The sequence below is a fragment of the Streptomyces sp. NPDC012794 genome (assembly GCF_042901085.1).
GTDB lineage: Bacteria > Actinomycetota > Actinomycetes > Streptomycetales > Streptomycetaceae > Streptomyces.
Genome location: NZ_JBIBCI010000007.1, coordinates 34,804 through 58,928 on the forward strand (window position 1 = coordinate 34,804; position 24,125 = coordinate 58,928).

22 protein-coding genes are annotated in these 24,125 nt (G+C 74.2%); 8 read left to right on the forward strand and 14 right to left on the reverse strand.

Annotated features, from left to right (window positions below; genetic code table 11):
* The first annotated feature begins 104 nt into the window (after positions 1 to 104).
* Entirely contained in the window at positions 105 to 2,648 is a 2,544-nt protein-coding gene (locus ACFY7H_RS15375) for an FtsX-like permease family protein (protein WP_388938182.1), read from the forward strand.
* 68 nt (positions 2,649 to 2,716) lie between these two features.
* On the opposite strand, the gene ACFY7H_RS15380 is transcribed toward ACFY7H_RS15375, so the two are convergent.
* The 8 genes from ACFY7H_RS15380 to ACFY7H_RS15415 all read right to left on the reverse strand — a co-directional run bounded on the left by ACFY7H_RS15380 (position 2,717) and on the right by ACFY7H_RS15415 (position 9,081).
* A complete protein-coding gene (locus tag ACFY7H_RS15380; RefSeq protein WP_388938184.1) occupies positions 2,717 to 3,121 on the reverse strand; it encodes a rhodanese-like domain-containing protein in 405 nt (134 codons plus the stop codon).
* Entirely contained in the window at positions 3,118 to 3,651 is a 534-nt protein-coding gene (locus tag ACFY7H_RS15385) for a cysteine dioxygenase (protein WP_388938186.1), read from the reverse strand. Before ACFY7H_RS15385 ends, ACFY7H_RS15380 begins: the two co-directional genes overlap by 4 nt.
* Positions 3,652 to 3,729: 78 nt before the next feature.
* On the reverse strand, positions 3,730 to 3,816 hold the full coding sequence (locus tag ACFY7H_RS15390) for a putative leader peptide (protein WP_311318651.1): 87 nt from the start codon (positions 3,814 to 3,816) through the stop codon (positions 3,730 to 3,732).
* A gap of 33 nt (positions 3,817 to 3,849) precedes the next feature.
* Complete coding sequence (locus ACFY7H_RS15395; RefSeq protein WP_388938188.1) at positions 3,850 to 5,421, reverse strand: FAD-dependent monooxygenase; 1,572 nt, start codon at positions 5,419 to 5,421, stop codon at positions 3,850 to 3,852.
* A 274-nt stretch (positions 5,422 to 5,695) separates the two neighbouring features.
* On the reverse strand, positions 5,696 to 6,589 hold the full coding sequence (locus ACFY7H_RS15400; protein WP_388938190.1) for an amino acid ABC transporter permease: 894 nt from the start codon (positions 6,587 to 6,589) through the stop codon (positions 5,696 to 5,698).
* Complete coding sequence (locus tag ACFY7H_RS15405) at positions 6,586 to 7,260, reverse strand: amino acid ABC transporter permease (protein WP_388938193.1); 675 nt, start codon at positions 7,258 to 7,260, stop codon at positions 6,586 to 6,588. The genes ACFY7H_RS15400 and ACFY7H_RS15405 overlap by 4 nt, the downstream gene beginning before the upstream one ends.
* An 83-nt stretch (positions 7,261 to 7,343) precedes the next feature.
* Complete coding sequence (locus ACFY7H_RS15410; protein ID WP_388938195.1) at positions 7,344 to 8,198, reverse strand: glutamate ABC transporter substrate-binding protein; 855 nt, start codon at positions 8,196 to 8,198, stop codon at positions 7,344 to 7,346.
* A 97-nt stretch (positions 8,199 to 8,295) separates the two neighbouring features.
* Entirely contained in the window at positions 8,296 to 9,081 is a 786-nt protein-coding gene (locus ACFY7H_RS15415) for an amino acid ABC transporter ATP-binding protein (protein WP_388938198.1), read from the reverse strand.
* 277 nt (positions 9,082 to 9,358) lie between these two features.
* Between ACFY7H_RS15415 and ACFY7H_RS15420 the strand changes: the two genes are divergently transcribed.
* Together ACFY7H_RS15420 and ACFY7H_RS15425 are read left to right on the forward strand one after the other, a co-directional pair.
* The gene (locus ACFY7H_RS15420; protein WP_388938201.1) at positions 9,359 to 10,063 is read left to right on the forward strand and encodes a response regulator transcription factor; all 705 of its coding nucleotides are present in this window, start codon (positions 9,359 to 9,361) and stop codon (positions 10,061 to 10,063) included.
* Between the two features lie 9 nt (positions 10,064 to 10,072).
* Positions 10,073 to 11,485, forward strand: a complete 1,413-nt coding sequence (locus tag ACFY7H_RS15425) for an ATP-binding protein (RefSeq protein WP_388938203.1) — start codon at positions 10,073 to 10,075, stop codon at positions 11,483 to 11,485.
* Positions 11,486 to 11,690: 205 nt separating this feature from the next.
* On the opposite strand, the gene ACFY7H_RS15430 is transcribed toward ACFY7H_RS15425, so the two are convergent.
* Complete coding sequence (locus ACFY7H_RS15430) at positions 11,691 to 13,805, reverse strand: endo-beta-N-acetylglucosaminidase (RefSeq protein WP_388938205.1); 2,115 nt, start codon at positions 13,803 to 13,805, stop codon at positions 11,691 to 11,693.
* 116 nt (positions 13,806 to 13,921) lie between these two features.
* Positions 13,922 to 15,166: a glycosyl hydrolase gene (locus ACFY7H_RS15435; RefSeq protein WP_388938207.1), complete on the reverse strand. Its 1,245-nt coding sequence runs from the start codon at positions 15,164 to 15,166 to the stop codon at positions 13,922 to 13,924.
* 428 nt (positions 15,167 to 15,594) lie between these two features.
* Here ACFY7H_RS15435 and ACFY7H_RS15440 point away from each other — a divergent pair, with 428 nt between their 5' ends.
* Together ACFY7H_RS15440 and ACFY7H_RS15445 are read left to right on the forward strand one after the other, a co-directional pair.
* Positions 15,595 to 16,704, forward strand: coding sequence for a LacI family DNA-binding transcriptional regulator (locus ACFY7H_RS15440; protein ID WP_388938209.1), 1,110 nt, complete (start codon positions 15,595 to 15,597; stop codon positions 16,702 to 16,704).
* Positions 16,705 to 16,758: 54 nt separating this feature from the next.
* A complete protein-coding gene (locus tag ACFY7H_RS15445; RefSeq protein ID WP_388938650.1) occupies positions 16,759 to 17,724 on the forward strand; it encodes an ROK family protein in 966 nt (321 codons plus the stop codon).
* Here the strand turns inward: ACFY7H_RS15445 and ACFY7H_RS15450 are convergent.
* Together ACFY7H_RS15450 and ACFY7H_RS15455 are read right to left on the reverse strand one after the other, a co-directional pair.
* The gene (locus ACFY7H_RS15450; RefSeq protein WP_388938211.1) at positions 17,714 to 18,709 is read right to left on the reverse strand and encodes a TAXI family TRAP transporter solute-binding subunit; all 996 of its coding nucleotides are present in this window, start codon (positions 18,707 to 18,709) and stop codon (positions 17,714 to 17,716) included. The two genes, ACFY7H_RS15445 and ACFY7H_RS15450, sit on opposite strands and share 11 nt — an antisense overlap.
* Positions 18,710 to 18,965: 256 nt before the next feature.
* Positions 18,966 to 19,934: a LysR family transcriptional regulator gene (locus ACFY7H_RS15455; protein WP_388938213.1), complete on the reverse strand. Its 969-nt coding sequence runs from the start codon at positions 19,932 to 19,934 to the stop codon at positions 18,966 to 18,968.
* 152 nt (positions 19,935 to 20,086) lie between these two features.
* Here ACFY7H_RS15455 and miaB point away from each other — a divergent pair, with 152 nt between their 5' ends.
* Both miaB and ACFY7H_RS15465 read left to right on the forward strand, forming a co-directional pair.
* Positions 20,087 to 21,607, forward strand: a complete 1,521-nt coding sequence (miaB, locus tag ACFY7H_RS15460) for a tRNA (N6-isopentenyl adenosine(37)-C2)-methylthiotransferase MiaB (RefSeq protein WP_388938215.1) — start codon at positions 20,087 to 20,089, stop codon at positions 21,605 to 21,607.
* Between the two features lie 34 nt (positions 21,608 to 21,641).
* Positions 21,642 to 22,370: a hypothetical protein gene (locus ACFY7H_RS15465; protein WP_388938217.1), complete on the forward strand. Its 729-nt coding sequence runs from the start codon at positions 21,642 to 21,644 to the stop codon at positions 22,368 to 22,370.
* 79 nt (positions 22,371 to 22,449) lie between these two features.
* Here ACFY7H_RS15465 and ACFY7H_RS15470 read toward each other — a convergent pair whose 3' ends face one another.
* Together ACFY7H_RS15470 and ACFY7H_RS15475 are read right to left on the reverse strand one after the other, a co-directional pair.
* Positions 22,450 to 22,695 carry an antitoxin gene (locus ACFY7H_RS15470; protein WP_388938219.1) on the reverse strand — a complete coding sequence of 82 codons (246 nt, stop codon included), beginning with the start codon at positions 22,693 to 22,695 and terminating at the stop codon, positions 22,450 to 22,452.
* 22 nt (positions 22,696 to 22,717) lie between these two features.
* Positions 22,718 to 22,918, reverse strand: a complete 201-nt coding sequence (locus ACFY7H_RS15475; RefSeq protein ID WP_388938221.1) for a gliding motility protein — start codon at positions 22,916 to 22,918, stop codon at positions 22,718 to 22,720.
* Positions 22,919 to 23,135: 217 nt separating this feature from the next.
* On the opposite strand from ACFY7H_RS15475, the gene miaA reads away from it, so the two are divergent.
* A complete protein-coding gene (miaA, locus tag ACFY7H_RS15480; RefSeq protein WP_388938223.1) occupies positions 23,136 to 24,074 on the forward strand; it encodes a tRNA (adenosine(37)-N6)-dimethylallyltransferase MiaA in 939 nt (312 codons plus the stop codon).
* The last annotated feature ends 51 nt before the right edge of the window (positions 24,075 to 24,125 follow it).

Below are 24,125 nucleotides of genomic sequence, written 5' to 3' on the forward strand. Positions count from 1 at the left end.
GCGGCCGGCGCCGTGGCGGCGGACCGGGGGTGGGGGTAGCCCCCCGGCGAGGACGCCGGGGCGCTCCAGTGCCGGGAAACCGGCGCGCGGCCAGAGTTGACCGCATGATGCTGCGTTACGCCCTTCAGACCCTCCGGGACCGCAAGGCCGGCTTCCTCGGAGCCTTCGTCGCGCTCCTGTGCGCGGCGGCCCTGATCACCGCCTGCGGCACCCTCCTGGAGACCGGACTCCGCGGCCGGATCGCCCCCGAGCGCTACGCGGGCACCCCGGTGGTCGTCTCCGCCGACCAGAACGTCCACCAGACGACGGTCAAGGAGAAGAAGGGCAAGACCAAGACGAAGCACAAGGCCAAGCCCGTCGCCGAGCGGGCCTGGCTCCCGGCCTCCACCGTGGAGACCGTACGTTCCGTCCCGGGCGTCGAGCAGGCCGTGCCCGAGCTGACCTTCCAGGCCGTCCCGATCGTCGACGCGCCCGGCGGCACGGCGAAGCCCTCGTACGGACACGCCTGGACCTCCGCCGTCCTCACCCCCTTCACCCTCGCCGAAGGCCACGCCCCCCGCGGCGGTGACGAGGTCGTCGTCGACCGCGCACTGGCCGCCCGGGCGGGACTCGGCCCCGGAGCCCGGCTGACCGTACAGGCCACCGGCGAGCCCAAGACGTACACCGTCAGCGGCATCGCCCGGACCGCCCACGGCGGCCCCGGACGGCAGACCTCGCTGTTCTTCGGCGACGCCGAGGCCGAGCGGCTCGCCGCCCGCGCCGGACAGGTCAGCGCCATCGGCGTGCTGCCCCGGCCCGGAGTGGACGCCGCAGCGCTCGCCGGCCGCGTCGCGAAGGCCCTGACCGGCACCTCCCAGGGCGCCACCGCACAGGTGGCCGCCGGTGACGACCGCGGTCCGGTCGAGTTCCTCGACGCCGCCGGAGCACGGATCAAGCTGGTCTCCATGGGCGGGGCCATGGGCGGCACCTCGCTGCTCGTCGCGATCCTCGTGGTCGTCGGCACCTTCGCGCTCTCCGTGCAGCAGCGCTACCGCGAACTGGCCCTGCTGCGCGCCATCGCCGCCGGCCCCAAGCAGCTGCGCCGCATGATCGGCCGCGAAGCGCTGCTCGTCGGCCTGGCCGCCGGAATCACCGGCTCCGTCGCCGGACTGCCCCTGGCGGCCTGGCTGCACGGCCGCTTCGTCGCCACCGGGGTGGTCCCGGCCACCCTGGAGCGCACCGCCGGGATCTTCCCGATGTTCGCCGCCGTCGGAGCGAGCCTGCTCGGAGCCTGGGCCGCCGCGCGCGTCACCGGGCGGCGGATCGCCCGGATCCGCCCCGCCGAGGCGCTGGCCGAAGCCGCCGTCGAGCGCGGACGCCCCGCCTGGATCCGGATCACGGCCGGACTGCTCCTGCTGGCCGGCGGGGCGGTGCTGGTCGTCGTCCTCGGCTCGCTGCGCACCGAGCCGGCCTCCACCCCGGTGACCTTCCTCGCCGTGGTCGTGCTGGCCGGCGCGGTGTCGCTGCTCGGCCCGCTGCTGCTCCGGCTCGCGACCGCGCTGCTCGCCGGACCGCTGCGGCTGGCCGGCCCCGGCGGCCGCCTGGCCGCCGCGAACCTGCGCGGCAACGCCACCCGCATGGCCTCCGCCGTCACCCCGCTCGCCCTTCTGATCGGCATGACCTGCACCGTGCTCTTCGTCACCCCGACCCTCGGCGACGCGGCCCGCGCCCAGGCCCGCGACGGGATCCGGGCCCAGTGGGTCCTCACCCCGCAGGGCCCCGGAGTGAGCGCCGGCGCCGCCGAGCGGATCCGCCGTACGCCGGGCGTCACGGCGGCCACCGAGATCGTGCACACCTCGGTACGGGTCGGCCTGACCAAGTACGCGGCCCAGGGCGTCACCGCGGCCGGCCTCACCCGTACCTGGGACCCGCAGGTCACCCGGGGCAGCCTGGACGGCTTCGGCCCGGGCGGCGTCGCCGTCAGCGAACTCGCCGCCGACCAGCTGGGGCTGAAGCCCGGCAGCCCGCTGAAGCTGACCCTGGGCGACGGGACCCCGGTGACGCTGACGGTGGCCGCCGTGTACGCGCGGGGGCTGGGCTTCGGAGACCTGACGCTGCCGCACGGCCTGCTCGCCGCGCACGTCGACAACCCCCTCGCCACCGCCGTGCTCGTCGCGGCCGAACCGGCCGTCGGACGGGAGCAGCTGGCCGCGCCGGGCGTGTCCGTGCTGTCCGCGTCCGAGGCCGACGCGGCGAGGGCGCAGCGGCAGGCGGCCGGAGCCGAGATCAACCTGCTGGCCATGGGCCTGGTGCTGGCCTTCACCGCCATCGCGGTGGTCAACACCCTGGCGATGTCCACCGCCGAGCGGTTCCGGGAGTTCGCGATGCTGCGCCTGGCCGGGGCGAAGCGGCGGCAGGTACTGCGGATGCTCCGTACGGAGACCCTGGCCGTCCTGCTGATCGGAGCGGTGCTGGGATCGGGGATCTCCCTGGCCGTACTGACCGCCTTCAGCGTGGGCATGACGGGGTCCGCGGCGCCGGCGGTGCTGCCGCTGGTGTACGCGGTGGTGGTCGGCGCGGCCGCGCTGCTGGCGCTGACCGCCACCGCCCTCCCGGGCCGCGCCGCGCTCCGGCGCCGCCCGGTGGAGGTGGCCACCTCCAAGGCGTAGCCGGGGCCCGGTCGCGGCCTGCCCCTCCCTCGCCGGACGGAACCCGGCGCAGGAGGGGCAGGGGCACGTCAGGAAGGGGCGGTGGTGGGCAGGCCGGCGGCGCGCCACGCCTGGAAGCCGCCCGTGAGGTCCGTCGCGCGGCGCAGGCCCAGCCCGTGCAGGGAAGCGGCGGCCAGCGAGGACGCGTAGCCCTCGTTGCAGACCACCACCACCCGCAGGTCGTGGGAGTCGGCCTGCGGCAGGCGGTGGGAGCCCTGGGGGTCGAGGCGCCACTCCAGCTCGTTGCGCTCCACGACCACCGCGCCCGGGATCAGCCCGTCCCGCTCGCGCAGCGCCTGGTAGCGGATGTCCACCAGCAGGGCGTCACCGGCCCGCCAGGCCTCGTAGGCCTCCCGCGGGCCGAGGCGGGTGTACGTCGCGCGGACCCGCTCCAGCAGCTCGTCAACGCCGGGCGGCGGCACGGCGGCGCTCACTGCCAGTCCGCCGGGCGCTCGACGTGCTCCAGGCGCAGCACCGGACCGCTGCGGCCGTACCGGCGGATCAGCGGCAGCGGCGGATAGTAGGCGTGGACGGAGACCGCGTGCTCCGAGGGCGACTCGTTGAGCACCTCGTGGACGTGGTGCTCTCCGAAGGCCCGCCCGCTGACCGCGCCGAGGCTGCGGCTGCGGTCCACACCGGGGGACAGCTCCAGGCTCCGCCAGCCCTCCGAGGGCAGACGCACCGCCAGGGAGCGCTCGGTGAGCCGCCCCCGCGCGGTGGCGAACGCGCCCCGGGACTCGGCGTGGTCGTGCCAGCCGGTGCCGGTGCCCGGCGGCCAGCCGATCAGCCAGGCCTCACTGCCGCCCGGCCCGTCGAGCCGGATCCAGGTCCGGCCCTCCGGGTCGAGGGGGAGCGAGCCGACGAGTCCGGGGTCGGCGGCGGTGCGCAGGGCGAAGTCGAGCAGTTCCGCCGCCGTCGGGGCCGCGGAGCGGGCGGGGGCGTGCGTGGGCAGGGGCGAAGGCATGGGTGGTGACCGTCCTGGGGTTCGCGAAGGTGCGCGCGCCGGCCGGCAGGGCACGGGGGCGCGCGGAGGGAAGGCGAATCAGCAGGAGGGGCGACACACGCAGCCCGCGTAGCGGAGCAGGTCCATATGGACCCTCCGCCACAGGCGTACGTCGTTGCCGGTCATGGCGGCGAGTGAACCACGCGCCCCCGCGACCGGTCAATCGATCACAGGGGCGGGTGTGGCGGGAGCGCCCGCAGGGGCTCCCGCCCGGACGGCGTCGGCCGCCTCGTACAGCTCGGCCGGCCGGACCCCCGCGAAGGTGGCCGCCAGGTGCCCGTCGGGCCGTACCAGCAGCACGGTGTGGGCCGGAGCCCCCGGGTAGCCGTCGGCGACCAGCAGGTCGGCCGGGACCGGCAGGGCGCTCACCGCCGCCGCGAGACGGGGCATCACCCCGGCGCCCAGCCAGTGCCGCCGGTCCCACACCCCGGTGCCCGGCGCGACCAGCAGCACCAGCAGCCGGCCCCGCCCCAGCAGGTCGCGCAGCGGGACGGTGGCTCCGTCGGGCGCGGTCACCGGTACGTTCGCCACCGGTCCGCCCGGCTCCGTCGCCGTCGGAACCTCGCGGACGGCCACGGGCGGGGCGTACACGGGCTGCGCGCCCAGCGGCCCCCGCCCCAGGTGCCCGTCCGTCAGCAGGGCCTCGGCGGACCGCCCGGTCCCCGGCAGCAGGGTGCGCAGCCCGCCACCGCCGCGCAGTACGGGCACGGCCTGGTCGGCGGCGCGCAGCCGGGCGGCCACCGCGGTGCGCCGTTCGCCCTCGTAGCTGTCGAGCAGGGCCTCGGAGGCCCCCTGGTGCCAGGCCAGGGCCAGCTTCCAGGCGAGGTTCTCCGCGTCGCGCAGCCCCTCCTCGACGCCCTGGGTGCCGACCGCGCCCAGCAGGTGCGCGGCGTCCCCGACGAGGAAGGCCCGGCCGTCGCGCCAGCGCAGGGCGAGGCGGTGGTGGAGCGTGTGCACCCCGGTGTCGATGAGGTCGTACGGAGGAGTCGTGCCGCCGCACCACAGGGCCAGCGTGTCCCGGATGAGGGTGACGAGGGCGTCCGGGGTGACGAGCTCCCCGCGCGCGGGCAGCAGCCAGTCGAGCCGCCACACCCCGTCGGGCAGCGGCCGGGCGGTGATCTCCTCCGGCCCGGACGGCGGGCTGCGGTGCAGCAACGCTTCGCCCGGCCAGGGCAGTTCGGCGCGCAGGGCGGCCACGGCGTGCCGCTCGACGGCGGTCCGGCCCGGGAAGCGGATGCCGAGCAGCTTGCGCACCGTGGAGCGGGCCCCGTCGCAGCCGACGAGGTGGCTGCCGCGCCACCAGGTGGTCTCGGCGCCCCGGGTGCGCGCGGTGACCCCGTGGCCGTCCTGCTCGACGGAGTCCAGCTTGGCGCCGGTGACCAGCTGGACCAGGGGGTGCGCCGTGGCGGCGTCGCGCAGGCCGCGCACGAGGGCGTGCTGCGGCAGGTGCAGGGGGGCGCCCGGGCCCTGGAAGGTGATCCGGCGGGACTCCTGACGCCGCCTGATGGTGCGCCAGCCCGCGTACGGCGCGCCCTCGTCGCGCAGGGTCGTACAGCCCAGCCGGTGGGCCATGGCCGCGGTGTCGGCGTGCAGGACGACGCTGCGGGCGGGCCGGGGCTCCTCCTTGCCGGGCCCCTCGTCGAGCAGGACGCTGGGCACGCCGTGGCCGGCGAGGGCGAGGGACAGGGACAGCCCGACGGGCCCCGCGCCGACGACGATCACCGGGTCCATGATGCGGCTCCCGATGTCCGGTATGTGATCACAGAACGTATGCAACCCACTGGAAGTTCCGGCGTCAAGTGACACCGGGGGGCTGGAGTCGGTGAGGGGCCCGGCCGTCCTGAGGAATGCGGGAGCGAGGTGTCGGGTCCGAGTGGCCGTCGGTACCGAACAGGCGTGTGGTGTGGCGGATGTCATCCGCCACACCACACGCCTCAAATCTCCCGACGGTTGCCGCTCCGCTCCCGAGGAGCGGCAGCTCAACGCCCCGTGAGGGCAGCTCTTGTCAGGGCGCCTTGCCCACGCCGGGCGCGCCGCCCGCGTCGACCTCGGCCACGTCGGCCTCGACCACGGCTCCGGTGCCCTTCTTCGACTGCCGCAGTCGCCTCTCCATCTGGGAGGCCAGGGTGGTCAGGGCGAAGTTCACCGCGATGTAGATCACCGCGATGACGATCATGGTCGCGATGGTGTTGCTGTAGTTGGCGGAGATCTGACGGTTCATCGACATCAGGTCGGCGAAGCCGAGGACCGCGCCGCCGAGCGCCGTGTCCTTGAGGATCACCACGAGCTGGCTGACCAGGGCCGGCAGCATCGCCGTGACGGCCTGCGGGATCAGCACGTGGACCATGGTCTGGCCCTTGCGCATGCCGATGGCCTTGGCCGCGTCCGTCTGACCGCGCGGGAGGGACAGGATTCCGGCCCGGACGATCTCGGCGATGACCGAGGCGTTGTACAGGACGAGACCGGTGACCACCGCGTACAGCGGGCGCAGGTCCGAGCTGACGGTGCCGAGCAGCACGTACAGGGCGGAACTGAAGATCATCAGCATCAGTACCGGGATGGCGCGGAAGAACTCCACGACCGTGCCCACCGGGATGCGCACCCACGCGTGGTCCGAGAGCCTGGCGATGCCGAAGAGCGCGCCGAGCGGCAGCGCGATCACCATGGCGATCAGGCCGGCCTTGAGGGTCTCACCGAGGCCCGGCAGCAGGAACGTCGTCCAGATCTGGCTGTCGTTGACGAACGGAGTCCACTTGTCGGCCTCGAGCTGGTTCTTCTCGGCCATGCGGTCGAGGATCCACCACAGGGCCAGCCCGACGAGCACCGCGAAGACGCCGGTGTAGATCCAGTTGCGGACCTTGGCCTTGGGGCCGGGGGTGTCGTACAGAACGGAGCTCATCGCTTGACCGCCACTCGCTTGGCCACCCAGCCCAGCAGCAGGCCGGTGGGCAGGGTCAGCAGGACGAAGCCGAGAGCGAAGACCGCGAAGACCGCGAAGAGCGCCTGCGCCTCGTTCTCCAGCATTTCCTTCATCAGCAGGGCCGCCTCGGCCACGCCGATGGTCGCCGCCACCGTGGTGTTCTTGGTGAGGGCGATCAGTACGTTCGTGAGCGGTGCGACGACCGCCCGGAAGGCCTGGGGGAGCACGATCAGGGTGAGCACCTGGAAGAAGCTCAGCCCCAGCGCGCGGGCCGCCTCGGCCTGGCCGACCGGCACGGTGTTGATGCCCGAGCGCAGCGCCTCGCAGACGAAGGTGCCGGTGTAGGCGATGAGGCCCAGGACCGCCAGACGGAAGCCGACCTCCTTGGAGGTCCCGCCGGCGAGGGTGATGCCCAAGGTCTGGTCCAGGCCCAGCGAACAGCCGAGGATCAGCAAGGTCAGCGGCGTGTTGCGGACGGTGTTGACGTACGCCGTCCCGAAGCTCCGCATCAGCGGGACGGGACTGACCCGCATCCCGGCCAGCATCAGGCCCCAGATCAGGGAACCTATAGCCGAGTAGAGGGTGAGCTGTACCGTCACCCAGAAGGCTCCGAGCACGTCGTACTGCCCGGAATTAAGAAAGTCGAACACGTTGCCCTGCGCTCTCCCCAGGATGGTCGGTGAGGCGAGCCGCCGCCCGCGGCGGGCGGGCGGCGGCTCCCCTCACCGATGGATCAGCTGCCTTCGGTGATCTGCGGGGCCGGATCGGCCTTGTAGCCGGCGGGGCCGAGGTTCGCGTCCACCGCCTTCTGCCAGGAGCCGTCCTCGACCATCTTCCGGAGTGCGGCGTTCACCTTGGACTGGAGGTCCTTGTCGCCCTTCTTCAGGCCGATGCCGTACGGCTCGTCGCTGAGCTTCAGGCCGGCCAGCTTGAACTTGCCCTTGTTCTTCTCCTGCGCGGCGTAGCCGGCCAGGATCGAGCCGTCCGTGGTGAGGGCGTCCACGGCCTTGTTCTCCAGGCCGGTCAGGCACTCGGAGTAGCCCGGGTATTCCTTCAGGTCGGCCTCGGGGGCCAGCTTGGTCTTGACGTTCTGCGCGGAAGTGGAGCCGGCGACCGAGCACAGCTTCTTGCTGTTCAGGTCCTCGGCCTTGGTGATCGAGGTCTCGTCGGCGCGGACCAGCAGGTCCTGGTGGGCGAGGAAGTACGGGCCCGCGAAGTCGACCTTCGCCTTGCGCTTCTCGTTGATCGTGTAGGTGGCGACCACGAGCTTGACGTCACCGTTCGAGATCAGGTTCTCGCGCTCGGCGCTGACGGCCTGCTTGAACTGGATCTGGTCGGGCTGGTAGCCGAGCTCCTTGGCCACGTACGTGGCGACGTCGACGTCGAAGCCCTCGAACTTGCCGTCCGGGGTCTTCAGGCCGAGGCCCGGCTGGTCGAACTTGATGCCGATGACGATCTTGTTCGACTTGGTGCCGCCGGAGGCGCCCGCGTCGCTCGCGGTGTCCGTGCTTCCGCCGCCACAGGCGGTCGCCGTCAGGGCGAGTACGGCGGCCGTGGCCACGGCCGCGCCGGCCTTCAGAACCTTCATGGTGAACTTCCCTCGGGTGAGACGTTGTTGAACGACGAGCTGACACGTCGTGGGCGACGGCGACTGCCGTCGGTCGGATCACTACCAGACGCGGGCGTCAGTGGTGCAGGATCTTCGACAGGAAGTCCTTGGCGCGGTCGCTCCGCGGGTTGCTGAAGAACTGCTCCGGAGTGGCCTCTTCGACGATCTTCCCGTCCGCCATGAAGACGACCCGGTCGGCCGCCGAACGGGCGAAGCCCATCTCGTGCGTGACGACCACCATCGTCATGCCCTCGCGGGCGAGCTGCTGCATGACCTCCAGCACCTCGTTGATCATCTCCGGGTCCAGCGCCGAGGTGGGCTCGTCGAAGAGCATCACCTTCGGGTCCATCGCCAGCGCCCGGGCGATCGCCACGCGCTGCTGCTGACCACCGGACAGCTGTGCCGGGTACTTGTCGGCCTGTGCGCCGACACCCACCCGGTCCAGCAGCGCCTTCGCCTTCTCCAGGGCCGTCGCCTGGTCCGCCTTGCGCACCTTGAGCTGACCCAGCATCACGTTCTGCAGCACCGTCTTGTGCGCGAACAGGTTGAAGGACTGGAAGACCATGCCCACGTCGGCGCGCAGCCGGGCCAGTTCCCTGCCCTCCGCCGGAAGCGGCTTCCCGTCCAGCGTGATGCTGCCCGAGTCGATCGTCTCCAGCCGGTTGATGGTCCGGCACAGCGTCGACTTGCCCGAGCCCGACGGCCCGATCACCACGACGACCTCACCGCGGGCAATGCTCAGATCGATGTCCTGAAGCACGTGCAGCGCGCCGAAGTGCTTGTTGACGTTGCTCAGTACGACCAGGCCGTCCGCGGCACCGGCCGCATCCTGCACGTCCTTGGTCACTGATACTCCGCTCATCGGCTTCTTGCTCCGTCCTCCGTCGGTTGGGAGGACAGTAGTGACGAGGCGTGCACACCGTCACCACATCTGAGGGAGAATTGAGCATAACGAAACGGACTCGCATCGATACGCTCCGTACGCTGTACCCACGAAGGACGCGATGTACTCGTACCGGGTGCATAACGGAAGACTCGCCGGACCGGAACCCCCTTGACGTGGGACTCTTCCATGGGCGTGGATGCATGGTGACCATGTGTACGGAAGCTGAAGCGGAAGAAGCGGGAAGGGGGACTCCATGAGGCTGCTGCTCGTCGAGGACGACGACCACGTCGCCGCCGCCCTGTCCGCGATCCTCGCCCGGCACGGCTTCCAGGTGACTCACGCCCGCAACGGTGAGGAGGCCCTCCAGGCGCTCCTGCCGGCCGGGGCCAAGCCCTTCGGCGTGGTCCTCCTCGACCTGGGTCTGCCCGACCAGGACGGCTACGAGGTCTGCGGCAAGATCCGCAAGCGCACCTCCATCCCGGTCATCATGGTGACCGCCCGCGGTGACGTGCGCTCGCGCATCCACGGCCTGAACATGGGCGCCGACGACTACGTGGTCAAGCCGTACGACACCGGGGAGCTCCTCGCCCGCATCCACGCCGTCGCCCGGCGCACCGGCGGCCCCGAGGAGGCCGCCGCCACCCCTGAGAGCGCCCCCGGCACGGTCCGTCTCGGCCCGGTCGCCGTCGAGCTGCCCACCCGCCGCGTCACCGTGAATGGGGCCGACGTACCGCTGACCCGCAAGGAGTTCGACCTGCTGGCCCTGCTCGCGCAACGGCCCGGCGTGGTCTTCCGCCGCGAGCAGATCATCAGCGAGGTGTGGCGCACCAGCTGGGAGGGCACCGGCCGCACCCTCGAGGTGCACGTCGCCTCGCTGCGCTCCAAGCTGGGCATGCCCGCGCTCATCGAGACCGTCCGCGGGGTGGGCTACCGGCTCGTCACCCCGGCCGCGCCCTAGCGGTCCGCCGTGCGCACCCGGCTCCTCCCGCTCCTGGTCGTCCTGATGGCGGGCGTGCTGATCGCGCTCGGCCTGCCGCTCGCCGTCAGCCTGGCCGCCGCCCAGCAGCAGCGGGTGGTCGTCGACCGGATCGACGACAGCGCCCGCTTCGCCGCCCTCGCCCAGTTCGTCATCGACGCCGAGGGGTCCGGGGCCACCGGCGCCCAGGAGCGCCGCGAGACGCTCCAGCTCGAACTCGCCCGCTACCAGGAGCTGTACCGCATCCGCGTCGGCATCTTCTACCGCGACGACAACGCCATGGCCCGCGCCCCCGGCTGGTGGCAGCTGCCCGAGTCCGGCGAGGGCCGGCTGGCCTTCAAGGAGGCCCTCGCCGGGCGGCGCAGCCACGACCCCGGCCAGGTCTGGCCCTGGCAGACCAGCGGCAAACTCCTCGTCGTCTCCCCGGTCGTCCTCGACGGTGACGTGGTCGCCGTGGTCGCCACCGAGTCCCCCACCGACCAGATGCGCGCCCGGATCCTGCGCGGCTGGCTGATCATCGCCGCCGGGCTGGCCGCCGCCATGCTCGTCGCCTTCGGCGCCGCCCTCCGCCTGACCAGCTGGGTGCTCAAGCCCGTACGGATCCTGGACGCGGCCGCCCACGGCATCGCCACCGGACGGATGAACTCCCGCGTCGCCGCCGCGAGCGGCCCGCCGGAACTCAGACGCCTGGCGCGTTCGTTCAACGAGATGGCGGACAACGTCGAAGAGGTACTGGAGCAGCAGCGGGCGTTCGTCGCGGACGCCTCCCACCAGCTGCGCAATCCGCTCGCCGCACTGCTCCTGCGCATCGAACTCCTCGCCCTCGAACTCCCCGAGGGCAACGAGGAGATCGCCTCCGTGCGCACCGAGGGCAAACGCCTCGCCCAGGTCCTCGACGACCTGCTGGACCTGGCCCTTGCCGAGCACGCCTCCGCCGAGATCAGCCTCACCGACATCGGCGGGCTCGCCGCCGAGCGGGTCGCGGCCTGGCGGCCCTACGCCGAGGAGAAGGGCGTACGGCTCACCGAGACGGGACGCTCCGCCGTCACCGGCTGGGCCGACCCCATCGCCCTGTCCAGCGCGCTCGACGCCGTCATCGACAACGCCCTGAAGTTCACCCCCGCCGGGGAGGAGGTCGAGGTGTCCGTCTCCGCCGAGGGGCGCAGCGCGCTCGTCGTCGTCGCCGACCGGGGGCCCGGCCTGACCGAGGAGGAACTGCAGCGCGTCGGCGACCGCTTCTGGCGCAGCGGCCGCCACCAGAACGTGAAGGGCTCCGGTCTGGGCCTGTCCATCTCCCGCGCCCTGCTCGCCTCGGGCGGCGGATCCCTCTCCTACGAGACGAACCCGCCGCACGGGCTGCGCGTGACGGTCGCCGTCCCGCGTACCGACCCCCACGGCGCCTAGGCCGTCTCTTCCGGATCTCGCTCCCCCAGTTACCGCTGGGAGGTGCCCCCAGACCCGCGGCGTCTGGCACGGCACCTCGCCGCGTTGTCGGCACAGCCGAGTACGTCCGGTACGCGCGCTGTGCCTCCGCCTTGCGAGGCACCGCACCAGACGCCGCGGGCTTGACCGGCAAGATCCGAAAGAGACGACCTAGAGGCCCCGGGCCCTACCGCCAGGGCAGCACGGTGCGGGCCGGTGCGGAGACGGCGTACGTCTCGTCCACCGCCCGCAGCTCGAAGACGGCCGCCGGCTCGCCGCCCGCCCGGCCGACGGAGGGCAGGTGGAGGGCGGCCGCGCAGGTGCCGGCCAGGAAGCGGCGGGTGCCGTCGGGGAGGAGGCGGTGGAGCTCGTACTGCCGGACCGGCCCGGCCGCCCGGTCCCAGCGCAGGCGGAGCTCAGCACGCCCGTCGCCCTGCCGGGCCACGGCTTCCACCCTCAGGTGGGCGGGCGGGGCCGGCCGCCGCCGCGCGGTGGTGTCGCGTACCGTCAGGGCCCCGAGCCGCCAGGACACCGGGGCCTTCCCGGGCGCGGTGATCCGTACGGCAAGGGCGTACGCGGTCCTCCCGGCCAGGCGCGCGAGGGGCACGCGGGAGGTCCGCCAGCCCTGGCCGGCCCCCGCCGTCCCGGCCGCCAGCCAGGTGTACGGCACGGGCGCCCCCGGCCCGGACGGCTCTCGGACGGCGACCCCGAGCTCGACCGCCACCGGCCCCGCACCGCTCGCGTGGACCAGCTCCGCGACGGCCGGGCCGGTCAGCGGCAGCCGCGTCGCGTGCAGGCCGACGGCGGCCGGCGCGGTCAGCGGGCCCGCCACCAGCAGGCTGGAACCCCCGCGCCAGGCGTCCGCGAAGTCCAGGGTCACCGAGGGCCGCTCCCCGGCGGTGTCCACCACCCAGCGCCGTCCCGGAAGCCGGTCCTGGAGCACGAGGTGGTTCCAGGGCTCCTCGGAGGTGACCGCGCCCTCCTCGTACCAGCGCAGCCCGTGGCCGGTGTTGAAGGAGCAGCCGAAGGGGAGCCCGGCGACGGTGGAGCGGTCCGCGACGAAGGTGGCCGGGGCCCGCCAGCCGGACTCCGGCGCGGGCCGGGCCGGGTCCAGGGACTCGCCCGTCCAGAACCGGTCGTCGGCGCGGTGGAAGGCGCCCGGGGAGCGGTCCGTGAGGTGGTTGCGGGTCCACTCCGGCCGGTACAGGCTGAGGCTGACCACATGGCCCCGGTCGCGGGGGACGATCGCGTCCCAACGGACTTCGGAGTCCCAGCCGTTGGACTCCACGTCGACCGCCGCCCACAGCTCGTACCGGCTGCGGCCGAGCCGGCCGGCGCGGACGCCGGACTCGGCGAGCGCGCGCGGCGTCCAGCGGAAGTCCACGAACATCGTGTCCGCGACCCGGCCCGACCGGTCCTCGAAGAACTCCTCGTTCAGGGCGTTGAGCGCGCCCTGCCAGCCGACCCTGCCGGTGCTGTTCATGGCGTCGTACCAGGTGATGCGCAGCCCGTGCGGCGCGCCCGCCGCCCGCAGCGCCCGCAGGAACTCCCGCATCCGGGTGGCGAGGGCGCTGTCTCCGCCGTCCGTCTCGGCGTTGACGAACCAGCCGTCGAAGCCGTACGCCCGCGCCACGCGCACCAGCTGCTCCGCCATCGGGAACCGGCCGTCCGCCTCCCGCCGCACCAGGTCCCGCGTCCACTGGAGGTCGCCGCCGTAGGGGACGGGCGGCAGGAAGACGTTGCCCAGCACCGGGACGCCGTTGCGGTGGGCGGCGTCGACGACGGGCGCGTTCGGGGCCAGCACGATGCCCTCGCCGGCGGAGCCGCCCCAGAACACCAGCTCGTCGAGGTAGGCCCAGTGCGTCAGCGCGTAGGAGTCGGCGGTCGCCGAACCCTGGGAGGGGTTGCGGGACGTCGGCCCGAACGAGACCAGTGCCGAGATCCGCGCCTGGCCGGACCGGGCGCCGCGGTGCGCCGGCACCGGGGTGAAGCGCGGGGCGAGCGGCACGGTCGCGGTGTTGTGGGCCAGGTCCGGGTCCGACTCCGGGGTCCAGCCGCTGAGCGAGCGCCACACGACGCCCGGCTCGGGGGTGCCGGGGGGCAGGGAGTCCGGGAACCAGTAGGAGGCGTACGGGGCCAGGCCCGGTGCGGCGCTGCCCGAGGCGGCGTTCTCCCGTACGGCCGGGGCTGCCGACGCCGGGGCGGGCGCTCCGAGGAGCACCGCTCCGGCGCCGGTGGCGCTCACGGCCAGGACGGCGCGTCTGGTCGGCGGTAAGGGGGCGGTGGCACCGGACTCGGGCATGGGAGCTCCTCACGGGACGGCTCGGGCGGGGGCGGGGAGGGGAACTGGTGACGGGGCCGGGGCGGAGACCGGGGTGGGGGGGCCGGGACTGGGGCTGGGGTCCGGGCCGGGTGTCCTCAGGCGTCCGCGACGCGCACGGTTTCGGTGATGCCCCGGGCCTCGAGGTGGGCCGGGTCCGCCGCGCGGTCCGCGAGGACCACCGCCGGGCGCAGGCCCCGGGCCGTCAGCGCCGCCCAGGCCTCGAAGAACGTGCCGCCCGGCGCGCAGGCCGACCGGCCCGGTACCTCGTCCAGGACGAGCGCGGTGGAGCGTACCGCCGGCCGGTGCCCGCGGCCCCGCCACGCTCCGGCGATCTCGGCCACGGCGGCCCCGGCCGGCTTGGTACGGCGGTCGTTGGTGAGCAGGCCGAGGCCGTACTCGAGCTCCGGGAAGTCCGCGAGCTCCCGGGACACGTCGTGCGAGCACCACCACGTCACCCCCCACAGCCCGGGGCAGTCCAGGGCCGCCGCCAGCGTGGCCCGGGTGAACCGCGCGGCGTGCTCCGGCGGGACCAGCGGCGCGGGCGCCCCGACCTCCTGCAGCCACACCGGGCGCAGCGGGTCCGCGGCCCAGGCCTTCGACAGCTCGATCAGGTACGCGGCATGGTGCTCGGTCGCCGTCCCGGAGTGGCCGTGCAGCTGCGCGGTGCCGTTGAACACCCACGAGTGCACGACGGTCGCCGCGCCGAGCCGGGCCGCCTGGGCCGGGGTGAAGGGGTGCCCGTCCTGGTACCAGGCCGCGTCGTACGCGGCGTGCACGTGCGGCCGCCCCGGCGCTCCCCGCTCGCAGGCGGCGAGCATCCGTTCCAGCCAGCGGCCGGCCTGCTCGGGGGTGATGAGGTCGGGGTCGGGGTGCGGGGGGCCGGAGAACTGGTTGACCTCGTTGCCCACCGTCATGCCGAGGAAGTTCGGCCGGTCCGCGAGGGCGGCGGCCAGCGTGCGCAGGTACTCCTCCTGAGCCGCGACCACCTCCGGATCGGTGAAGATGTTCCGCCGGTGCCAGGTCCGGGTCCACGCGGGCAGGAAGTCGAAGCTCGAAAGGTGCCCCTGCAAGCCGTCCACGGCGACGTCGAGCCCGTGGGCGGCGGCCGCGTCGGCGAGGGCGACGAGCTGCTCGACGGCGCGCGGCCGGATCAGCGTGCGGTTGGGCTGGAAGATCGGCCACAGCGGGAACACGCGTACGTGGTCCAGGCCGAGGGCGGCGATCGAGTCGAGGTCGGCCCCGGTCTCGCCGGGGTCGAAGTCCAGCCAGTGATGGAACCAGCCGCGTGCCGGGGTGTAGTTGGCGCCGAAGCGCAGGGTGCGGGGGGAGGCGCGGTGCATGGAGGGTCCCGGAGTTTTGGGGAATGCGCCGGACGCTCCCAACCTGCCGGGGCGCGCGGGACGGAGTCAACAGCGCCTTCGCGGCCGGGCGGCCTGATTTCGACGGGGCGCCGCTAAGGCGCTTAAGGCGGGTCGCCGCTTATGCGCTTGAGGCGGGGCGGCGGAAGGGGTGTGGTCGGGCCGTGGAAGCCCCGGGCTCTTGCGGTCATGCGGTTCCGGGGATTCCCTTCCGCGCCTCGCCGGTAAGACCTGCGGGAATGCCGGCCGTGGACCCGACCCGCGAGCAGGCGGTGATTCAGCATCAAAATGCCTCCTCCGTGCGGCAGTTGCCGCGAGGCGGCCGCGCCCCGGCAAGGGGCGGACCTTCCGGGGCGGGATCGCGTACGGTCCGCCCATCGAAGTCCACGTCACCGAGGGATGAGGCAGGCATGGCCCGCAGACCCACCATCAAGGACATCGCCCACCGGGCCGGAGTGTCCGAGACCGCCGTGTCCTTCGCCCTCAACGGCAGGCCGGGCGTCTCCGAGGACACCCGCTCCCGGGTCCGCCGGGTCGCCGAGGAACTGGGCTGGCAGCCCCACCACGCCGCCCGCGCCCTGTCCGGCGAGCGCTGCGGCGCCATCGGGCTGGTCCTGGCCCGGCCCGCGCACACCCTCGGCGTCGAGTCGTTCTTCCTCCAGCTCGTCTCCGGCATACAGGAGGTGCTCTCGGCCGGCCGGACGGCCCTGCTCTTCCAGGTGGTGGAGGACATCGACGCCGAATGCGCGGTCCACCGCCGCTGGTGGGCCGAACGGCGCGTGGACGGCGTCCTCGTCGTCGATCCCCGTACGCGGGACCCGCGCCCGGAACTCCTGGCCGGGCTGGGGCTGCCGGCCGTGTTCGTCGGCGGAACGGGCGAACCGGTGCCGGCCCGGCCGGCGCGGGCCGGGTCCGCGGAGTCGCCGGAGCCGTCGCCGTCGCCGGAGCCGTCCCTGGAGCCGCCGCCGCTGTCGTCCGTATGGGCCGACGACACCCGCGCCATGGCCGCGGTACTCGAGCACCTCCACGGCCTCGGGCACCGCCGGATCGCGCACATCGCCGGCCTGCCCGGCCTCGCCCACACGGCCCGCCGCATCGCCTCGCTGCGCGACGGGGCCCGCCGGCTCGGGCTGCCCGGCGGCCAGGTGCGTTCGGTGACCACCGACTACTCCGACTCCGAGGGTGCCGCCGCCACCCGCCGGGTCCTCGCCGAGCCGGAGCCGCCCACGGCGCTGGTCTACGACAACGACGTGATGGCGGTGGCCGGCAGGGCGGTCGCCGCCGAGCTGGGCATCCCCGTACCGGACCGCCTCTCCATCGTCGCCTGGGACGACTCGGCGCTGTGCCGGGTGACCCACCCCCGGCTGACCGCGCTGGTCCGCGACACCGCCGGATTCGGCCGGCTCGCGGCCGAGGAGCTCCTCGCCCTCCTCGCCGGAGGCCCGCCCCGGGCCCGGGAGAGCGAGCTGCCCCGGCTGGAGCCCCGGGAGAGTACGGCTCCGCCGCCGGCCGCATACTGAAATCCGACCCCTTCGCAGGAGCGCCCCGTGACCACCCCCACCTCAGCCCTCCCCATGCCGCGCGCGGTCGCGGCGGCCGCCGTCGCCGGCCCGACCGTCGCGATCGACATCGGCGGTACGAAGATCGCCGGGGCGCTGGTCCACCCCGACGGCGCGATGACCGCGGTCACCCGGCGGCCGACCCCGCGCGGGACGGACGCCGAGGGGGTGATGGCGGCGGTCACGGACGTCGTCGCCGAACTGGCGCGGGCCCCCCTGTGGGCGCGGGCCGTCCGCTGCGGCATCGGGAGCGCGGGCCCGGTGGACACCTCGCGGGGCACCGTGAGCCCGGTCAACATCGGGGCCTGGCGCGATTTCCCCGTCCAGGAGCGGGTCGCCGCCGAGCTGAGCGCGCGGGGGGCCCGGATCCCGGCCGTCCTGGCCGGCGACGGCGTGGCCATGACGGCCGCCGAGCACTGGCTGGGCGCCGCCCGGGGACACGCCAACGCCCTGTGCATGGTGGTCTCCACCGGGGTCGGGGGCGGCCTGATCCTGAACAACCAGCTCCACCCCGGACCCACGGGCAACGCCGGTCACATCGGCCACATCAGCGTCGCGTTCGACGGCGAGCGGTGCGCCTGCGGAGGCCACGGCTGCGTGGAATCCCTCGCCTCCGGGACCGCCATCGCCCGCTGGGCCCTCGCCCAGGGCTGGACCGGCCCCGACCCCACGGCGGCGGGCGTCGCCGCCTCGGCGGCGGCCGGCGATCCGGTGGCGCTGGCCGCCTTCGACCGGGCCGGGCGTGCCCTGGCCGCGGCCATCGCGGCCACCGCCACCCTCGTCGAGACCGACATCGCGGTCATCGGCGGCGGGGTCGCCGCCAGCGGGGACACCCTCTTCGCGCCGATCCGGCGGCACCTGGCCTCGTACGCGGCCCTGTCCTTCGTCCGGGACCTCCAGGTCGTCCCCGCCGCCCTCGGCACCCACGCCGGACTGATCGGCGCGGCCGCCGCCGCGATGATGCTGCTGCCTACGGCTTGACCGAGCGGTAGTACCGCCCGGCGCCCTCGTGCAGGTCGAGCGGGTCCGTGTAGATCGCCGTACGCAGGTCCACCAGCTGCGCGGCGTGCACCTGGTGCCCGATCCGGTCGCGGCTCAGGATCACCGTCCGGGTGAACCGCTCCGTCAGCTCCGCACCGGTGTCCTCCCGGGTGATCAGCAGGTTCGGCACGGCCAGCGTGGCCACCGCCGAGGTGTTGCGGGCCCGGGCGTACGCGTCCTGCGGCATCACCGCCGCGCGGTAGTACCGGGCCGGACTGCCGGTGTCCTGGAGCTGCTCGACCAGGTCGCCCAGCTGCACGAGCCGGATGTCGAAGCGCTCCGACAGCTCGCGCACGGCGTTCGTCGGGAGTCCGCCCGACCAGAAGAAGGCGTCGATCCGCCCCGCCTCGAGCTCGGCGGGCATGGTGTCGATGCCGATCCCGACGGCGGTGACGTCCTTCTTCGGGTTGAGCTTGGCCGCCGTCAGCAGCCGTTCCGACACCAGCCGGACCCCGGAGCCGTCCTGGCCGACCGCGACCCGCTTGCCCCGCAGGTCACGGGCCGACTGCACCGGCGAACCCGCCGGCACCACCAGCTGGACGTAGTCGTCGTAGAGCCGCGCGCAGCCGCGCAGCCGGTCGGCGCCCGGCTTCCCGTCCGCCCGGTACTTGGCGACCGCGTCCGCCGTGGCCACCGTGAAGTCCGCCTGCCCGGCGGCCACCCGCTGGAGGTTCTGCTGCGACCCCTCGCTGGTCTGCAGCCGGACCTTCACCTCGGGCATGTCCTGCGCGAGGGCCTCCTCCAGCAGCTGCCCGTAAAGGTGGTAGACACCGTTGCTCACCCCCGTGCTGAAGGTCAGCTCGCCCTTGAGCTCCGGTTCCCAGAAGGGCCTGGGCCACCACAGCAGCCCGCCGAGCACGACCAGCAAGGCGACGAGGCCCAGCAGGAGGCGGCGCCGGCTGATGCGGGGAGGTACGAGGGGCATGCCGGGATCCTCGCACCCCCTCCGCCGTCCTGTCACGGCCGACCGGGGGCGTCGGCCGGGTCGGCGCCGCGGGCCCGGGTCCGCCCCGGCGGCGTCGCCGCCGGCGTGACCGACGCGGCGGCCCCGGCCGGCCCGCACCGGTGTGAGTGCCCGCTACCGGGGCGTCGCCCCGGGCCCGGGCCGGCCAAGCCGTACCCCGGCGGCTCCGGTCGGCCCGCACCGCCGCCGATGCCGGCTCCCGGGGCGGCTCCCGTCCCTACCCCCGGCCGGCCCGCCCCGCCGCGAGTGCCGGCTCGGAGGTCAGCCCCCGGCCCGCGGCGGCCGGCAGGGCGGTGCGCAGGCGGGCCAGGAGGCGGCGGGCCGCCGGGCCGGACGGGCCGTCCGTGCGCCAGGCCAGCGCGACCCTGCCGCTCAGTTCCGGGTCGCTGAGCCGCAGCGCCCGCACCCCGGGCCCGGCCGCCGATTCCGCTCCGCGGGGAACCACCGCCACCCCCAGCCCCCGCGCCGCCAGCCGGGCCAGCACCGCCGGCGCGGCCGCCTCGAAGTCCACCCGGGCGATGAAACCGGCCTCCGCGCAGGCCCGCTCCAGCACCCCGCGCAGCCCCGTCCCGGGCGGCAGGGCGATCAGTGCCCGCCCCCGCAGCTCCGCCAGGGCGACGCGGCCGTCGACGGCGGACCGTACGAGGGGGTCGCCGGCCCGGACCACCGCGACCAGGGGCTCGTCCAGCACCACCCGCGCCGTGATCCCCGGCGGCGGCTCCCCGGCCAGCCCGACCACCGCCAGGTCCAGTTCCCCGCGCCGCAGCGCCCCCAGCATCCGCTCCGAGGTGTCCTCGGTGAGCGAGATCTCCACCTGGGGGTGCGCTTCGTGGAAGTCGCCCAGCAGTCCCACCACGTCGAAGGCGTCCACCGCCGCCGAGGCCGCCCCCGGGATGAGGCCCAGCGCCACGCGCCCCCGCAGGAGCCCCGAGAACTCGTCGGCCGTCCGCCGGATCCCCTCCACCGCCGCCAGCGCGGCCCGCGCGTACGCCAGTACCGCAACGCCCGCCTCCGTCGGAGCGACCCGCCTCCCCGAGCGGTCCAGCAGCCGCTGCCCCAGCTCCCGCTCCAGCTGCTTGACCTGCGCGCTCACTCCGGGCTGGGACACGTGCAGCCGCTCCGCGGCGCGGGTGAAGCCGCCCTCGTCCGCCACCGCCACGAAGTACCGCAACTGAGCTAATTCCATAACCGCGCATTCTAGAGCGGGCAGAAACCAAGCCCGTGACTTATGGGCTGCATGCCCGGCGGAGCCGGATCGGCCGACCGCCGGCACAGCGCCGCCGGAGGGCATCGCCCGCGGGGGCCGGAGGGCTCTCCGGTACCGCCTACCCTTGTTGCATGACCAGCAGCAGCGACCGGAGCACGGCAGTGGTGGACCCCAAGGGAACTTACGAGGTGCGCACCTACGGGTGCCAGATGAACGTGCACGACTCCGAGCGGCTCTCCGGTCTGCTGGAGGACGCGGGCTACGTCCGCGCGCCTGAGGGTTCCGACGGTGACGCCGACGTCGTCGTCTTCAACACCTGCGCCGTCCGCGAGAACGCCGACAACAAGCTCTACGGCAACCTCGGCCGGCTCGCCCCGATGAAGACGAAGCGCCCCGGCATGCAGATCGCCGTCGGCGGCTGCCTCGCCCAGAAGGACCGCGACACCATCGTCAAGAAGGCCCCCTGGGTCGACGTCGTCTTCGGTACGCACAACATCGGCAAGCTGCCCGTCCTCCTGGAGCGCGCCCGCGTCCAGGAGGAGGCCCAGATCGAGATCGCCGAGTCGCTGGAGGCCTTCCCCTCCACGCTACCGACCCGCCGCGAGTCCGCGTACGCCGCCTGGGTCTCGATCTCCGTCGGCTGCAACAACACCTGCACCTTCTGCATCGTTCCGGCGCTGCGCGGCAAGGAGGAGGACCGCCGTCCCGGCGACATCCTCGCCGAGGTGGAGGCCCTGGTCGCCGAGGGCGTCTCCGAGATCACCCTGCTCGGCCAGAACGTCAACGCCTACGGCTCCGACCTGGGCGACCGCGAGGCCTTCTCCAAGCTGCTGCGCGCCTGCGGCCGCATCGAGGGGCTGGAGCGGGTCCGCTTCACCTCCCCGCACCCGCGCGACTTCACCGACGACGTGATCGCCGCCATGGCGGAGACCCCGAACGTGATGCCGCAGCTCCACATGCCGCTGCAGTCCGGTTCGGACCCGATCCTCAAGGCGATGCGCCGGTCGTACCGGCAGGAGCGGTTCCTCGGCATCATCGAGAAGGTCCGCGCCGCGATCCCGCACGCCGCGATCTCCACCGACATCATCGTGGGCTTCCCCGGCGAGACGGAGGAGGACTTCCAGCAGACGATGCACGTCGTGCGCGAGGCCCGCTTCGCCAACGCCTTCACCTTCCAGTACTCCAAGCGTCCCGGGACCCCCGCCGCCGACATGGAGGGGCAGATCCCCAAGGAGGTCGTCCAGGACCGCTACATGCGCCTGGTCGCCCTCCAGGAGGAGATCTCCTGGGAGGAGAACAAGAAGCAGGTCGGCCGCACGCTGGAGGTGATGGTCGCCGAGGGCGAGGGCCGCAAGGACGGCGCCACCGCCCGCCTGTCCGGCCGCGCCCCCGACAACCGCCTGGTGCACTTCACCAAGCCCGACGAGGACGTCCGCCCCGGCGACGTGGTGACCGTGGAGATCACCTACGCCGCCCCGCACCACCTGCTGGCCGAGGGCCCGACGCGGGCGGTGCGCCGCACCCGCGCCGGCGACGCCTGGGAGAAGCGCAACGCGGCCCCGGCCCAGCCGGCGGGCGTCATGCTGGGCATCCCGGCCATCGGCGTCCCGGCCCCGCTGCCGGTGGCCACCTCGGGCTGCGCGATCGACTGACCACGTGCCACCGGGGGCGGCTAGGCTGCGGATCATGCTCGTAGCCGCCGCCGTCTGCCCCGCCCCGCCGCTCCTCGTGCCGGAGGTCGCCGCGGGCGCCGCCGCCGAACTCGACGGCGCCCGCACCGCCTGCTCCGACGCGCTGGCCGTGCTCGCCGCCGCGCGGCCCGACCTGCTCGTCGTGGTCGGAGCCGCCGAGGCCGACTCCGAGGGGGCCTACCCCCCGGGATCCCGGGGCGGCTTCCGCGGCTTCGGCGTCGACACGGAGGTCCGGCTCGGGGACCGTCCCGAGGGCCCTCCCGGTGACGACGGGGCCGGACGCCCGCTTCCCGCCCCACTGTCCGTCGGCGCCTGGCTGCTGGGCCGCGCCCGCTGGGGAGCCGCCCCCGTCGAGGGGCTCGCGGTGGACGGGACGCTGGCCACCGGGGACTGCCTGCGGGCCGGCCGGGAGACCGCCGCGCGGGCCGGACGCGTCGCGCTGCTCGTCATGGGCGACGGCAGCGCCTGCCGGACCCTGAAGGCGCCCGGCTACCTGGACGAGCGGGCCGCCGCCTTCGACGCCGCCGCCGGGCGCGCCCTGGGCGCCGCCGACACCGCCGCGCTCGCCGCGCTGGACCGCGCGCTCGCCGCCGAGCTGCTGGCGGCCGGCCGCGCGCCCTGGCAGGTGCTCGCGGGGGCCGCGGAGGGCGCGGGCCTGGACGGCCGGCTGCTGTACGAGGACGCCCCCTACGGGGTCGGCTACTTCGTGGCCGCCTGGTCCTAGCCGAGCCTGGGGGTTTCCGTACGCGCGTACGACGGAGGGGCGCGGGATCAGCCGATCCCGCGCCCCTCGCGGTACCGCGTCAGGAGGCGGCCGGCGGCGTCGGCCCGCCGGGGGTGTCCTTGTGCGCGATCTTGCCCAGGGCGTCCTTCGCCTTGTCCGCGCCGGTCGTGATCCTGGCGCTGTACTTGCCGTGGGTCTTGGAGTCCACGACCCTGGCGACCTTGTCCAGGCCCTCGCCGATCTTGCCCTCGTGCTGCTGCGCGAGGTCACCGACCTTCTCCTTCGCGGGAGCGAGTTTGGCCTTCAGATTGTCCATGAACCCCATGGGGCACCTTCCAGTGGCGTGACTAGGTACGGGCGCCCTCGCCGGACTCGCTGTCCGCGGCAGCTTCCACCGACTGCTGCTTGGGGATCTCCACGGCCTCCGCCGCGGGGGCCCCGGCCACCGCAGTCCCGGTTTCCTCGGCCTTCCCGGCCTCCTCGGCCGGCTCGGTCTCCGCCTCCAGCGCCTCCGCCGTCCCGGCCTCGGTGGCGGCCTGATCGGCCACTACCTCTCCCTTGCGGCGAAAAATCCGGTCAAAAACGCCCATGTCTACTCCCATAACGTTACTCGTGCGGGTGAAGTTCCGCCCTGGCCGGACCGGCCTCCACCAGATGCGCGCCAGACGCACGCCGGGCCGGAACCTCTTCAGGGCAACGACGCCGCCCGCACCCCGTCACCTCACCCGATCGGGTACATGCCGCGGGGTTTGCGAGACTGTTCCGGTGAGCAACGCAGCCCCCGCCCCGCGGGTCATCGCCGTCGTCGGACCCACCGCGGCCGGAAAGTCCGACCTGGGCGTCGCCCTGGCCCGCCACTTCGACGGCGAGGTCGTCAACGCCGACTCCATGCAGTTGTACCGGGGGATGGACATCGGCACCGCCAAGCTGACGCCCGAGGAACGCGGCGGCGTCCCGCACCACCTCCTCGACGTCTGGGACGTCACCGAGACCGCCAGCGTCGCCGAGTACCAGCGCCTGGCCCGCGCGGAGATCGACGCGCTGCTCGCCCAGGGCCGCACCCCCGTCCTCGTCGGCGGATCCGGCCTGTACGTGCGCGGCGCGCTCGACGCGATGGAGTTTCCCGGCACCGACCCCGAGGTACGGGCCCGCCTGGAGGCGGAGGCCACCCTGCGCGGCCCCGGCGCCCTCCACGCCCGCCTCGCCGCCGCCGACCCGGCGGCCGCCGCCGCGATCCTGCCCAGCAACACCCGCCGCATCGTCCGGGCCCTCGAGGTCATCGAGATCACCGGCAAGCCCTTCACCGCCAACCTGCCCGGCCACGAATCCGTCTACGACACCGTCCAGATCGGCGTCGACGTGGCCCGCCCCGAGCTCGACGAGCGGATCGCGCTGCGCGTGGACCGCATGTGGGAGGCCGGACTGGTCGACGAGGTCCGGGCCCTTGAGGCCCGGGGACTGCGCGAAGGCGTCACCGCCTCCCGCGCGCTGGGCTACCAGCAGGTACTGGCCGCCCTCGCCGGGGAGTGCACCGAGGACGAGGCGAGGGCCGAGACCGTACGCGCCACCAAGCGCTTCGCCCGCCGCCAGGACTCCTGGTTCCGCCGCGATCCCCGCGTGCACTGGCTCAGCGGAGCCGCCGCCGACCGGGCGGAACTCCCCGGGCTCGCGCAGTCGTTGGTCGAACGAGCGGTCACAGCCTGATCACGTGATTGCATCGGGAAGCTCCGTGTGCCCGTCGCGGGCCCGGGTCCG

Coding starts and splice junctions, on each gene's coding strand:
- ACFY7H_RS15420 (WP_388938201.1), top strand. CDS start 9,359: ATGAGGCTGCTGCTCGTCGAGGACGACGACCACGTCGCCGCCGCCCTG.
- ACFY7H_RS15455 (WP_388938213.1), bottom strand. CDS start 19,934: ATGGAATTAGCTCAGTTGCGGTACTTCGTGGCGGTGGCGGACGAGGGC.
- ACFY7H_RS15435 (WP_388938207.1), bottom strand. CDS start 15,166: ATGCACCGCGCCTCCCCCCGCACCCTGCGCTTCGGCGCCAACTACACC.
- ACFY7H_RS15470 (WP_388938219.1), bottom strand. CDS start 22,695: ATGGGGTTCATGGACAATCTGAAGGCCAAACTCGCTCCCGCGAAGGAG.
- miaB (WP_388938215.1), top strand. CDS start 20,087: ATGACCAGCAGCAGCGACCGGAGCACGGCAGTGGTGGACCCCAAGGGA.
- ACFY7H_RS15445 (WP_388938650.1), top strand. CDS start 16,759: ATGCCGCGCGCGGTCGCGGCGGCCGCCGTCGCCGGCCCGACCGTCGCG.
- ACFY7H_RS15390 (WP_311318651.1), bottom strand. CDS start 3,816: ATGACCGGCAACGACGTACGCCTGTGGCGGAGGGTCCATATGGACCTG.
- ACFY7H_RS15450 (WP_388938211.1), bottom strand. CDS start 18,709: ATGCCCCTCGTACCTCCCCGCATCAGCCGGCGCCGCCTCCTGCTGGGC.
- ACFY7H_RS15395 (WP_388938188.1), bottom strand. CDS start 5,421: ATGGACCCGGTGATCGTCGTCGGCGCGGGGCCCGTCGGGCTGTCCCTG.
- ACFY7H_RS15430 (WP_388938205.1), bottom strand. CDS start 13,805: ATGCCCGAGTCCGGTGCCACCGCCCCCTTACCGCCGACCAGACGCGCC.
- ACFY7H_RS15375 (WP_388938182.1), top strand. CDS start 105: ATGATGCTGCGTTACGCCCTTCAGACCCTCCGGGACCGCAAGGCCGGC.
- ACFY7H_RS15465 (WP_388938217.1), top strand. CDS start 21,642: ATGCTCGTAGCCGCCGCCGTCTGCCCCGCCCCGCCGCTCCTCGTGCCG.
- ACFY7H_RS15440 (WP_388938209.1), top strand. CDS start 15,595: ATGGCCCGCAGACCCACCATCAAGGACATCGCCCACCGGGCCGGAGTG.
- ACFY7H_RS15415 (WP_388938198.1), bottom strand. CDS start 9,081: ATGAGCGGAGTATCAGTGACCAAGGACGTGCAGGATGCGGCCGGTGCC.
- ACFY7H_RS15410 (WP_388938195.1), bottom strand. CDS start 8,198: ATGAAGGTTCTGAAGGCCGGCGCGGCCGTGGCCACGGCCGCCGTACTC.
- ACFY7H_RS15385 (WP_388938186.1), bottom strand. CDS start 3,651: ATGCCTTCGCCCCTGCCCACGCACGCCCCCGCCCGCTCCGCGGCCCCG.
- ACFY7H_RS15400 (WP_388938190.1), bottom strand. CDS start 6,589: ATGAGCTCCGTTCTGTACGACACCCCCGGCCCCAAGGCCAAGGTCCGC.